The 11,940-nt window shown below is 69.4% G+C and carries 13 protein-coding genes; 4 read left to right on the forward strand and 9 right to left on the reverse strand.

Going from position 1 to position 11,940, the window contains the following annotated elements; translation table 11 throughout:
- Window positions 1-167 precede the first annotated feature (167 nt).
- Window positions 168-641 carry a GtrA family protein gene (locus LDL49_RS23685; RefSeq protein ID WP_225293438.1) on the forward strand — a complete coding sequence of 158 codons (474 nt, stop codon included), beginning with the start codon at window positions 168-170 and terminating at the stop codon, window positions 639-641.
- Here LDL49_RS23685 and LDL49_RS23690 read toward each other — a convergent pair.
- From LDL49_RS23690 to LDL49_RS23730, 9 genes are all read right to left on the reverse strand, one after another.
- The gene (locus LDL49_RS23690; RefSeq protein ID WP_225293440.1) at window positions 625-1,902 is read right to left on the reverse strand and encodes an ATP-binding protein; all 1,278 of its coding nucleotides are present in this window, start codon (window positions 1,900-1,902) and stop codon (window positions 625-627) included. The two genes, LDL49_RS23685 and LDL49_RS23690, sit on opposite strands and share 17 nt — an antisense overlap.
- A 3-nt stretch (window positions 1,903-1,905) precedes the next feature.
- Window positions 1,906-2,574 (reverse strand): response regulator transcription factor, encoded by a 669-nt coding sequence (locus tag LDL49_RS23695; protein ID WP_043620820.1) that lies wholly within the window; start codon window positions 2,572-2,574, stop codon window positions 1,906-1,908.
- Between the two features lie 287 nt (window positions 2,575-2,861).
- The gene (gene bfr / locus LDL49_RS23700; protein WP_225293441.1) at window positions 2,862-3,347 is read right to left on the reverse strand and encodes a bacterioferritin; all 486 of its coding nucleotides are present in this window, start codon (window positions 3,345-3,347) and stop codon (window positions 2,862-2,864) included.
- A 16-nt stretch (window positions 3,348-3,363) separates the two neighbouring features.
- Window positions 3,364-3,540 (reverse strand): (2Fe-2S)-binding protein, encoded by a 177-nt coding sequence (locus tag LDL49_RS23705; RefSeq protein WP_214633455.1) that lies wholly within the window; start codon window positions 3,538-3,540, stop codon window positions 3,364-3,366.
- A gap of 98 nt (window positions 3,541-3,638) precedes the next feature.
- Window positions 3,639-4,259 carry an MBL fold metallo-hydrolase gene (locus LDL49_RS23710; protein WP_225293443.1) on the reverse strand — a complete coding sequence of 207 codons (621 nt, stop codon included), beginning with the start codon at window positions 4,257-4,259 and terminating at the stop codon, window positions 3,639-3,641.
- Entirely contained in the window at window positions 4,260-5,345 is a 1,086-nt protein-coding gene (locus tag LDL49_RS23715; RefSeq protein WP_225293445.1) for an S-(hydroxymethyl)mycothiol dehydrogenase, read from the reverse strand. It lies immediately after the preceding gene.
- Window positions 5,346-5,360: 15 nt separating this feature from the next.
- Entirely contained in the window at window positions 5,361-6,281 is a 921-nt protein-coding gene (locus LDL49_RS23720; RefSeq protein WP_225293961.1) for an adenylate/guanylate cyclase domain-containing protein, read from the reverse strand.
- A 41-nt stretch (window positions 6,282-6,322) separates the two neighbouring features.
- Entirely contained in the window at window positions 6,323-6,835 is a 513-nt protein-coding gene (locus LDL49_RS23725) for a PH domain-containing protein (protein WP_225293448.1), read from the reverse strand.
- Window positions 6,836-6,867: 32 nt separating this feature from the next.
- A complete protein-coding gene (locus LDL49_RS23730; RefSeq protein ID WP_225293450.1) occupies window positions 6,868-7,689 on the reverse strand; it encodes a biotin--[acetyl-CoA-carboxylase] ligase in 822 nt (273 codons plus the stop codon).
- Window positions 7,690-7,749: 60 nt separating this feature from the next.
- Here LDL49_RS23730 and LDL49_RS23735 point away from each other — a divergent pair, with 60 nt between their 5' ends.
- From LDL49_RS23735 to LDL49_RS23745, 3 genes are read left to right on the forward strand one after another with little or no spacing between them, the layout of a single operon-like run.
- Window positions 7,750-9,954: an FdhF/YdeP family oxidoreductase gene (locus LDL49_RS23735; protein ID WP_225293452.1), complete on the forward strand. Its 2,205-nt coding sequence runs from the start codon at window positions 7,750-7,752 to the stop codon at window positions 9,952-9,954.
- On the forward strand, window positions 9,951-10,802 hold the full coding sequence (gene fdhD / locus LDL49_RS23740; RefSeq protein ID WP_225293454.1) for a formate dehydrogenase accessory sulfurtransferase FdhD: 852 nt from the start codon (window positions 9,951-9,953) through the stop codon (window positions 10,800-10,802). The genes LDL49_RS23735 and fdhD overlap by 4 nt, the downstream gene beginning before the upstream one ends.
- Before the next feature lie 57 nt (window positions 10,803-10,859).
- A complete protein-coding gene (locus LDL49_RS23745; protein ID WP_225293456.1) occupies window positions 10,860-11,939 on the forward strand; it encodes an epoxide hydrolase family protein in 1,080 nt (359 codons plus the stop codon).
- The last annotated feature ends 1 nt before the right edge of the window (window position 11,940 follow it).

The following is an 11,940-nucleotide window of genomic DNA, read 5'->3' on the forward strand; positions in this document are numbered from 1 at the left end:
AGCGTAACGCTCCCGATTCGTAATTGTCGGGCATAAGGCGATATTTGTAGGCGTGTTGATAGGGGTTGGATGTCATCCGCTGTGGCCCACCACCAGCCTTACGGCCGGTACGCTGAAGTGGTCATGACCTGATTTGCGCCACGACCGGGAAGGGCCGAGTAGCAGACGTGGACTTCGCCAAAGGGCTCTACCAGCGGTTCTCGTCTCTCCTGCATGAGCTGACGAAGTTCGGCACCATCGGCGCCGTCGCGTTCGTGGTCGACACCGGCCTGTACAACGTGTTCCTGGCGCTCGGCATGGGTCCGCTGACCTCCAAGGTGGCGGCCACGGTCGTCTCGGCGACGTTCGCCTACCTGGGCAACCGCTTCTGGACCTTCCGGCATCGCGAGCAGAGCGGGCTGGGCCGCGAATACTTCCTGTTCTTCCTGCTCAACGGCATCGCCCTGCTGTTCGGGCTGCTGACCATCGGGTTCACCAAGTACACCCTGCACCTGCACGACCTGCTCAGCCTCAACATCGCCAACTTCGTCGGCGTCGGCCTCGGCACGCTGTTCCGCTACTGGTCGTACAAGAAGTGGGTGTTCCTGGAGGCCACCGAGCCCATCCCCACGGAGCTGCCCGGGGTCAAGCAGGACCGCTGACCACGCGGGTCCTGTCGTTCTCCTCGGCGTGGCGCAGGAAGATGGCGAACGTCGCCGGACGGCGCCGTACGAGCTCCAGACGACCGCCGTCGGCGGCGGCCAGCGCGCGGGCCAGGGTAAGCCCCAGGCCGGTGCCGCCGGCCCCGCTGACGTTGCGTTCGAAGACCTTGGGGGCGATGTCGTCGGCGATGCCGGGCCCCTCGTCGGAGACCTCCGTCACCACGTAGTTGTCGCCACTGGTCGTGGTGACGGTGACGGTGCCGCCGCCGTGGCGCAGGGAGTTCTCCAGCAGTGAGGCGATGACCTGGCCGAACCCGCCGGTGGTGGCCAGCGCCCTGAGCCCGCGCGAGCCTTCGAGCAGCAGCGAGCGGCCCTCGCCGCGGAAGACCGGCTCCCACTCGGTGACCTGCTGGACCAGGACCTCGTCGATGCCGACGGGCTTGGCCTGGGCGTGCCGCTGGCGGCGGGCGGCGGCCAGCAGCTCGTCGATCACGGCGGTGAGTCGCTCGGCCTGCACGATGGCCGCCTCGCCCTCCTCACGGACCACCTCCGGGTGCTCGCAGGCGGCGACGATCTCCTCCAGGCGCATGGTGAGGCCGGTCAGCGGGGTGCGGAGCTGGTGGGAGGCGTCGGTGGCGAACTCGCGTTCTCTGGTGAGCAGGTCGGAGATGCGGGTGGCGCTGCGGTCGAGAACCTGAGCCACCCGGTCGAGCTCGGGTATGCCGTAGCGATGCTTGCTGGGCCGGGCGTCCCCGGACCCGAGCCGGTCGGCGATCTTCGCCAGGTCCTGCAAGGGCAGCGTCAAGCGGCGTGACTGCACGATGGCCAGGCCGACCGCCACCGCCAGAGCCGCGACGGCCAGGGCCACGATCAGGAGCAGGCGTGCTCGAACATCCTGCTCCACCTGGTCCCGGTCGCGGCTCACCCGGACATAGATCCCGTTCTCGGACTGGGCGTCCGCGGTCATCTCGTGGCCGGCCGGCGATGCGGTGCCGACGATGGTCGCCTTGGGCTGGGTGGCGCGCTCGTAGATCTGGATGTAGCGGTCGGGGTACTTCTGTTTGAGTTGCTGAGGATCGAGAGGTGTGTCCTGGATTCGGGCGTATTCGACCTCCCCCACCAGGCGCGTCGCCTCCGCCCTGAGCTCCTGGGCCGCCTCGTCGACGATCAGACGGCTGACCACGATGCCCAGGGGGACCCCCAGCAGCAGGACCGCGATGACCGCGACGAGCAGGGTGGATGTGAGCAGGCGGCGGCGCATCTCCTACTCGCGTTCGAAGCGGAAGCCGACTCCTCGGACGGTGGTGATGTAGCGAGGCTTGGCCGCGTCGTCGCCCAGCTTCCGGCGCAGCCAGGAAATGTGCATGTCCAGGGTCTTGGTGGAGCCCCACCAGTTGGTGTCCCACACCTCCCGCATGATCTGCTCGCGGGTGACGACCTTGCCCGCGTCGCGGACGAGCACGCGCAGCAGGTCGAATTCCTTGGTCGTAAGATGCAGCTCCTTCTCTCCCATCCAGGCTCGGCGGGAGTCGGCGTCGATGCGGACGCCCTGCACCACCGGCGTCTCCGAGGTGCCCCGGCGCAGCAGCGCGCGCACTCTGGCGAGCAGCTCGGCGAGCCGGAACGGCTTGGTGACGTAGTCGTCGGCGCCGGCGTCGAGGCCAACGACGGTGTCGACCTCGTCGACGCGGGCGGTGAGTATCAGGACCGGGGTGCCGTGCCCTTCGGCGCGGATCCGGCGCGCAACCTCCAGCCCGTCCATCTCTGGCAGGCCGAGGTCAAGAACGATGAGGTCGATGCCACCCGACAGGGCCCTTTCCAGGGCCTGCGGGCCGTCGGGGCTCACCTCAACCTGATAGCCCTCGCGGCGTAGCGCACGCGCGAGCGGCTCGGAAATCGAGGTGTCATCCTCGGCGAGAAGTACGCAGGTCATAAAGCGATCGTAGGACCTTAGGCGATCGTTTCCCGGCCACAGCGCGCGGTTTGACTCGTCGTTGACCTATCCATTGACCTGGGCAAACACAGATAAATGACGGTTAGTCCCGCTTAAATTACCGCGCTTGCCGGAGACAAACGCGATTCCCGATCTTGCAGAATCGCAAAACCTTCTGTGCCGCCCGGCGTGTCGCGAAAACGCACGCGCCCGCCGGGAGTACCGGCGGGCGCGTGGGACGGGCCTTAAGAGAGATGGGCCTTAAGAGAGATGGGCTCGGTGGACCCTCACTCCTCGGAGGAGGGCGGCTCGGCGTAGCGAGCCAGGTAGAGCTGCTCACCCAGCGACCCGATCAGGGACAGCTCGGTCTCCAGGTAGTCGATGTGGAGCTCCTCGTCCGCGAGGATGTCCTCGAAGATCCGCGCGGAGGTCGCGTCGCCCTTCTCCCGCATGAGCTGGATGCCCGGCCGCAGCCGGGCCACGACCGACAGCTCCACCTCCAGGTCGGCCCGCAACTGCTCCTCGACCGTCTGCCCGATGTGCAGGGTGCCGAGGCGCTGGTAGTTGGGCAGCCCCTCAAGAAAAAGGATGCGATCGGTGAGACGCTCGGCGTGGCGCATCTCATCGATGGATTCGGCTCGGGTGTGCTCGGCCAGCTTGGTGTAGCCCCAGTTCTGCTGCATCTTGGCGTGCAGGAAGTACTGGTTGATCGCGGTCAGCTCCGCGGTGAGCTGCTCGTTGAGCAGCTCTATGATCTGGATGTCGCCCTGCATGAACGGGCCCCTCGTGCTATGCGGTTGTGAGTTCCTCAGACCGCTTCAGGATCGCACATATCTTCCTGACACAAGTCGCACAGTCGCCCCCGGCGCCCGTGGTGTCGCGGATCTGCTTGGCGCTCCTCGCACCCGCGGCAATGCAGTCGTGGACCTCGTTCTCGGTCACGGCACGACAGACACACACGTACATGCGGGGAAAAGCCTCTCACGAAGAAGGGGAACCAAAGGTTAGGCACACCTAAGGTAACCCACTTCGGTAAGGCTTGCCTATGTTAACTACGACACAGATCAGTGACCTCGGGCGATCCACTCCTCCAGGTGCGGCGCCTCGGCCCCGATCGAGGTCGAGTCGCCGTGGCCGGTGTGCACGACCGTCTCGCCGGGCAGTCCCAGCAGCCGACGGGCGATCGAGTCGACGATGGTGTCGAACGACGAGAACGACCGGCCGGTCGCGCCGGGACCGCCCTTGAACAGCGTGTCGCCGCTGAACAGGACGCCGAGGTCGGGGGCGTACAGGCAGACCGCCCCCGGCGCGTGGCCGGGCGTGTGGAGCACCTCCAGCGCGATCCCGCCGACCTCGACCTTCTCGCCGTCGGCCAGGGGTTCGTACGGCACTTCCTGGCCGTACACCTGGTCCCAGAGGACCTGGTCGGCGGGGTGCAGCCGGATCGGCGCCCCGGTCAGCTCGGCGAGCTCCCGAGCGGCGTTGATGTGGTCGTTGTGCGCGTGCGTGCAGAGGACGGCCTTGACCGTCCGCTCGCCGACGCGGTCGGCGATGGCGCGCGCGTCGTGCGCCGCGTCGATGACGACCACCTCGCGGGCGTCGCCGACCAGCCAGACGTTGTTGTCGACCTCCCACGTGCCGCCGTCGAGCGAGAACGTCCCCGAGGTGATGACTCTGTCGATCATCTAGAGGACCACCACCGAGCGCAGGACCTCGCCGCGGTGCATCTTGGCGAAGGCCTCCTCGACCTCGTCCAGCGCGATGGTCTCCGAGACGAACTTGTCGAGCGGCAGCCGCCCCTGCAGGAACAGGTCGATCAGCATGGGGAAGTCGCGCGAGGGCAGGCAGTCGCCGTACCACGAGGACTTGAGCGAGCCGCCGCGCCCGAACACGTCGAGCAGCGGCAGCTCCAGCGCCATCTCGGGCGTCGGCACGCCGACGAGCACGACGGTGCCGGCCAGGTCGCGGGCGTAGAACGCCTGCTTGTACGTCTCGGGCCGGCCGACGGCCTCGATGACCACGTCGGCGCCGAAGCCGCCGGTGAGGTCGCGGATCGCCTCAACCGGGTCGTTCGCCCGCGAGTTGACCGTGTCGGTGGCGCCGAAGCCGCGGGCCCATTCGAGCTTGTTGTCGTCCACGTCGACCGCGATGATCTTCGCGGCGCCGGCGAGCGACGCGCCCAGGACCGCGGCGTCGCCCACGCCGCCGCAGCCGATGACGGCGACCGTGTCGCCCCTGGAGACGTTGCCCGTGTTGAGCGCGGCCCCCAGCCCGGCCATGACGCCGCAGCCGAGCAGCCCGGCCACCTCGGCGGGCGCGTCGGCGGAGACCTTGGTGCACTGCCCCGCGGCGACCAGCGTCTTGCCCAGGAACGCGCCGATGCCCAGCGCCGGCGAGAGCTCGGTGCCGTCGGCCAGCGTCATCTTCTGGGCGGCGTTGTGGGTGTTGAAGCAGTACCAAGGGCGCCCGCGCAGGCAGGCCCGGCACTGGCCGCACACGGCCCGCCAGTTGAGGATCACGAAGTCGCCGGGCTCGACCGCGGTGACGCCCTCGCCCACCGCCTCGACGACCCCCGCGGCCTCGTGCCCGAGCAGGAACGGGAACTCGTCGTTGATGCCGCCCTCCCGGTAGTGCAGGTCGGTGTGGCAGACCCCGCAGGCCTGGACGGTCACCACCGCCTCCCCCGGTCCGGGGTCGGGCACGAGCACCGTCTCGACCGACACTTCCTGGCCCTTACCTCGGGCGATGACTCCCTGCACTTCGTACGGCATGGCAGCCATCTTGTGTCAAGGGGATGATCTCCGCAAGGCATAGGGCTGCACCATCCCGAGCCCCCGGGCCGGCCGGCGCCGGATCCTGCGGAGCTCGAAGCCCGTCTCGCCGTCGAGACCCTCGGCCAGTTCGGCGTCCACGACGATGGTGCCGGGCCGGGCGATGGCGGTGAGCCGGGCGGCAAGATTTACCGTCGTGCCGAAGACGTCGCCCATCATGGGCAGGACCGGCCCGTAGGCCAGGCCGATGCGCAGGTCGCCCGGCTCCACGAGGTCGAGCGCGATCGCCGCCGCGTCGGCCGGGGTCTGGGCGGTGAACAGCACCTCGTCGCCGAGCGTCTTGACCAGCCGGCCGCCGTGCGCGGCCACCACGTCGGAGGCCCGCGCCTCGAACCCCTCGACCAGCGCGGCCAGCTCCCGCTCGTCGAGCTCGCGGGCGCGCCGGGTGAACGAGACGAGGTCGGCGAAGCCCACCGCGATCGACACGCGGGCGGGGATGTTCTCCTCGTCGAGGTCGGCGACGGACAGCAGGCGGGTGCCCGCGGCGGCCAGCTGGGCCCGCCAGACGTGGATCAGCACCTGCTCGAAGTCGGGCAGCAGCTGCCGGGCCGTGTCGAGCACCCGGCCGAGGTCGTCGTCGGACGGCCGCTCGCCGGGCGGCAGCATCGCGCCGATCATGATCTCGGCCTGCCACTGGGCCAGCCGGGCCGTGGTCTGGCCGAGCGCGCGGGCCATCCGGATGACGGTCTGCTCATCGAGCAGGCCGCTGTCGAGCATCCTGCTCACCCGGCGCAGCGCGTCGACGTCACCGTCGGAGAACGCCACCGCGTCGTCGGCGAGCGAGGCGAAGCCCAGCGCCCGCCAGATGCGCTCCGCCAGCGCCGGCGACACGCCGGCCTCGGCCGACACCCCCGCCTTGGTGTGACGGGCGGGCATGCCGACCAGCAGCCGGTCGATCTCCTCAGCGGTGGGCCTGTTCAATGGCCGTCGATATCTCCGTCGGAGGCGTCCTCCAGGAGGCGGAACAGGTCGGTCCTGACGTCCTGGATGTGGGGGATGTCGCGCAGGGCGATCTGCCCCCGGTCGCCCGCCGACTCGACGGTGAGCGTGCCGCAGCCGAGGATGCGCTCGAAGAAGGTCTGGTCGGAGCTGACCGTGTTGACCTTGGCCATCGGGATCTCGTCCGTCGACTTGTTGAGCACGCCCATGCTGATCGTGAAGCGGTGCGTGGTGAGCACGTAGCCGGTGTTCTTCCACTGCAGGTACGGCACGAACGACCAGATCGTCAGCAGGAGCACGGCCACGATGCCGACGGCGATCCTGGCGTAGCTCGCGTACTCGAAGCTGCCGGGGATGAGAAAGAGCGCCACGCCCGAGGCGGCGACGATCAGCACGAGCGCGATGAAGGGCACCACGAGCCGCTTCCAGTGCGGGTGGAACGACCTGATGCGTCGCTCACCCTGCGTCAAGTGGTGGTCGGGGAGGGTCATGGGCAAATGGTGCCACCTCCGCGCCCCCGGGGCTACGAGGACGCGCGAACGTGGACGACGTCACCCGCGCTCAAGGTGTGGCGCTGGCCATGGGCGGTCACCTGGAGGTGTCCGGCCTGGTCGATGCCGGTCGCCTGGCCGGTCAGCACCTGGTCGCCGGGCAGCTCGATCCGTACCTGCCGCCCGATGGTGGCGCTCGACGCCTGGTAGGCGGCGCGCAGGCCGCACGCGTCGGCGTCGCCGCCCGCCTCGGACCAGTCGCGGTAGTGCCTCTCGACCTCCCTGAGCACGGCCCTGAGCAGCGGATCCCGGTCCACGCACGCGGCCTGCTCGATGGCCAGCGAGGTCGCCGTCTCCACCGGGAGCTCCTCGGGCTTGAGCGAGACGTTCAGGCCCATCCCGATGACCACGGCGTCATCTGCCCGCTCGGCGAGGATCCCGGCCAGCTTGCGTTCACCGATCAGCAGGTCGTTCGGCCACTTGAGCCGTACGTCCACCTCGGCCAGCCGGCGCACGGCCGAGGCCGCCGCCACGCCGTACAGCAGCGCCAGCCACCCCTGCGCGGCGACGGGCACCCGCGGGCGGAGCAGGGCGGAGACGGTCAGGCCTGAGCGCGGCGGCGCGGTCCAGGTGCGGCCCAGCCGGCCCCGGCCGGCCACCTGCGACTCGGCGACCAGGACCCGGCCCTCCTCGGCGCCCTGTCTCGCGCTCTCGGCGAGGTCGGCGTTGGTCGAGCCGGTGCTCTCGACGACGCTCACGCCGGTCCACAGGCTGCCAGGGTGTACGAGGGCGCGGTTGAGCGCCACCTCGGACAGGGGCGGGCGGTCGAGGTCGGAGTAGCGCGAGTCCGGCATTCCTCCATCTTCGCCCAAGCTCGACTGTCCTCTGGCGCCCCACGCGGGGAAGATGGGGACATGAGCAGACGTCTGGATCCGCGTAACTGGGCCTCGTGGCGGCCGTTCGGCCTCGGGCTGCGCAAGCCGAACAACTATCTGGAACTGCTGAAGGCGTTTCGATCGGTCAAGGGCAACAGGCGTTACGCCTGGCGGATTCTCCAGCAGGGCACGTGCGACGGGTGCGCGCTGGGCACGCGGGGCATGCGCGACTGGACGATGGACGAGATCCACCTGTGCAACATCCGGCTGCGGCTGCTGCCGCTGAACACCATGCCGGCGCTCGACGTCTCGCTGCTGGAGGACGTCTCCGGGCTGGCCGGTAGGAAGAGCGCCGAGTTGCGGGAGCTGGGTCGGCTTCCGTACCCCATGCTCCGGCGGGCGGGTGAGCCGGGCTTCCGGCGGATCTCGTGGGACGAGGCGCTGGGCGTGGCCGCCGGCGGGCTGCGGGACGCGCGCTTCGGCGCCTACCTGACCAGCCGCGGCATGCCGAACGAGAACTACTATGTGGCGCAGAAGGCGGTCCGCGCGCTGGGCACCAACAGCGTCGACAACGCGGCGCGCATCTGCCACTCCCCCTCGACCGTCGCGCTCAAGCAGACGATCGGCGCGGCGGCCACCACCTGCTCCTACACCGACTGGATCGGCTCCGACCTGATCGTCTTCATCGGGTCGAACCCGTCCAACAACCAGCCCGTGGCGATGAAGTACCTCTATCACGCCAAGAAGGCCGGCACCCGTGTGGCCATGGTCAACGCCTACCGCGAGCCCGGCATGGACCGCTACTGGGTGCCGTCGAACGCTGAGTCGGCGGTGTTCGGGACGAAGATCACCGACGAGTTCTTCGGCGTGAACGTGGGCGGCGACATCGGCTTCCTCAACGGTGTGCTCAAGCACCTGATCGAGAACGACTGGGTGGACAAGGCGTTCGTCGACCAGCGGACCTCCGGTTTCGATGACGTGCGCCAAGCGCTGGCGGACCAGTCGTGGGAGTCTCTGGAGGCGCTGTCCGGGGCGACCCGCGACGAGATGCTCCGGCTGGCCCGGCTGCTCGGCGAGGCGAAGTCGGCGGTGCTGGTCTGGTCGATGGGCATCACGCAGCACGCCTTCGGCGAGGACAACGTCCGGTCGATCGTGAACCTGGCCCTGGCACGCGGGTTTCTGGGGCGTGACAACTGCGGGCTGATGCCGATCCGCGGGCACAGCGGGGTGCAGGGCGGGGCCGAGATGGGCGCGTACGCCACCGGTCTGCCGGGCGGCCTGCCGATCACGCCAGAAAACGCCGCAAAGTTTACCGATATTTGGGGATTTGAGGTGCCGACGGCGCCGGGTCTGACCGCGACCGACATGATCGACGCGGCCCACTCGGGCGACCTCGACGCGCTCATCTCCTCGGGCGGCAACTTCCTGGAGGTGCTGCCCGATCCCGGCTACTGCCGGGAGGCGCTGGCCCGGCTCAAGCTCCGGGTGCACATCGACATCGTGCTGTCCTCGCAGATGCTGGTGCCGGCCGAGGGCGACGTGCTGCTGCTGCCCGCCCAGACCCGCTACGAGATGACCGGCGGGGTGACCGAGACGTCCACCGAGCGCCGGATCATCTTCTCGCCCGAGATCGAGGGGCCGCGGATCGGGGAGGCGTGGCCGGAGTGGAAGATCTTCGGCGAACTGGCCGCCCACACAAACCCCGAAATTTCGGCAAAAGTCCGCTTCACCGGGACCTCGCGGATCCGCGAGGAGATCGAGCAGGCCGTGCCGTTCTACCAGGGCATATCCGACCTCAAGGCCTTCGGGGACAACGTCCAGTACGGGGGGCGCCACCTGTTCGCCGACGGCCGCTTCAACACCCCTGACGGGCGGGGCGTGTTCTCCGCCGTCGAGCCGCCCGCGCTGGAGCGCCCCGACGGCACGTTCATGGTGGCCACGCGGCGCGGCAAGCAGTTCAACAGCATGGTCCACGAGCGCCTCGACGGCTTCAACGGCGCGATGCGCGAGGCCGTGCTGATGAGCCCCTATGACGCCGACCGCCTCGGCCTGCCCGACGGCACTCCGGTGGAGCTGCGTTCGGGCGAGCGTACGTACGGGGGAAAGATCCTCCGGGCCCCCGTGATGCCGGGCAACCTGCAGATCCACTGGCCGGAGGGCAACGTACTCCTCGACGAGGCCAGGCGCTCGCCCCAGGCCAGGATCCCCGACTACAACGCGCTCGTCACCGTGCGGCGGCTATGACCGACCGGCTGACCCGCGTGGGTCCCACCACCCGCATCCGTGTCCGCGAGCTGTCCGGCTCCACGGTCCGCGACCGACGCGACGACCTCGCCACCGAGGAGCCGCTGGAGATCCGGCTCACCGCGCTGGACGGAACGCGCAAGACCGTCGCCATCACCATGCGCACGCCCGGCCACGACTTCGAGCTGGCCGCCGGGTTCCTGCACGGCGAGGGCCTGGTCAAGCCCGGCGGCATCGCGGCCATCGCGTACTGCACCGACGAGGACCTCCCGCCGGAGGCCCGCTACAACACGGTCACCGTACGCCTGCACGGCCCGATCCCCCACCTGCCCTCGCTGGACCGCCACTTCCTCACCTCCAGCGCCTGCGGCGTGTGCGGCTCGGCCAGCCTCGACGACCTGCACGACCGCTGCGCGCCGCTCCCCCGCGGCACCCTCGAACTCACCCCCGAGATCCTGTACGGCCTGCCGGACGCGCTGCGGGCGGGCCAGGGCGTCTTCGGCAAGACCGGGGGCCTGCACGCGGCCGGCCTGTTCCGGCCCGACGGGACGCTGATGGCGCTCAGGGAGGACGTGGGCCGGCACAACGCGGTGGACAAACTGATCGGCTGGGCATCACTCGGCCAGCGGCTCCCCCTGGCCGAGCACGTGCTGATGGTCAGCGGCCGGGCCAGTTACGAGATCATGCAGAAGGCGCTGGCCGCGGACGTCCCGGCGGTGTGCGCCGTGTCGGCCCCTTCGTCGCTGGCCGTGGACCTGGCCAGGGAGTTCGGCATGACGCTCGTCGGGTTCCTGCGCGGGCAGCGGTGCAACGTGTATGCGGGTTCGGAGCGGATTATTGCGGAATAAAGCGTTCCGTTCTGCTATCATTGGAACAGAACAACCCGTTCCGACAAGGAGCCCCCGATGAGCGTGCACCCCTTCCGCATCGAGATCCCGCAGGCCGACCTCGACGACCTGCGGACCCGCCTCGCCATGACCCGCTTCACCGACGAGATCCCGGGCGCCGAACAGGGCGTGGGCGTGGAGCGGCTACGCCGCCTGGTCGGCCACTGGCTCGACGGCTTCGACTGGCGGGCCCAGGAGGCCAGGCTGAACGCCTACCCGCAGTTCACCACGGAGATCGACGGGCAGAACATCCACTTCATCCACGTCCGCTCGGCCAACCCCGACGCCCTGCCCCTGATCCTGACCCACGGCTGGCCGGGCTCGATCGTCGAATACCTCAACGCCCTCGAACCGCTGTCGCGGCACTTCCACCTGGTCGTGCCGTCACTCCCCGGCTACGGCTTCTCCGGCCCGACCACCGAGCTCGGCTGGAACAACCAGCGCATCGCCCGGGCCTGGGCCGAGCTGATGTCCCGCCTGGGCTATGACCGCTATGGCGCGGTGGGCAACGACGCGGGCTCGATGATCTCCCCCGAGCTCGGCCGGCTCGCCCCCGAGCACGTCGTCGGCGTCCATGTGACGCAGCTGTTCTCCTTCCCCTCCGGCGACCCGGCCGAGTTCGCGAACCTGAGCGAGGAGGACCAGGCCGGGCTGGCCGTACTCGACTGGTTCTGGAAGGAGAAGGGCGCCTTCAACGTCCTGCAGTCGCAGCAGCCGCAAACGCTCGCCCACGCCATCACCGACTCACCCGCCGGGCTGCTCGGCTGGCTCGCCCAGCTCCTCGACGAGGACCTCGACGACGACTTCGTGCTGACCAACGCGGCGATCCACTGGTTCACCGGCACCGCCGGCTCGGCCCTGCGCCTGTACTGGGAGAACGCCCGTATGGAGACGCCGAAAGAGCCCACGACCGTGCCGACGGCGCTGGCCATGGCGGAGGGCGACTTCAAATCCATCCGCGCCTTCGCCGAGCGCGACCACACCGGCATCGTCTCCTGGAAGACCCTCGAAGCCCCGGCCCACGGCCACTACACGGCCCACACCGCCACAGCGGCCATCACCGCCGACATCAGCGCCTTCTTCGAGAGCCTCGGCTGAC

The sequence above is a fragment of the Nonomuraea aurantiaca genome (assembly GCF_020215705.1).
GTDB classification, from domain to species: Bacteria; Actinomycetota; Actinomycetes; order Streptosporangiales; family Streptosporangiaceae; genus Nonomuraea; species Nonomuraea aurantiaca.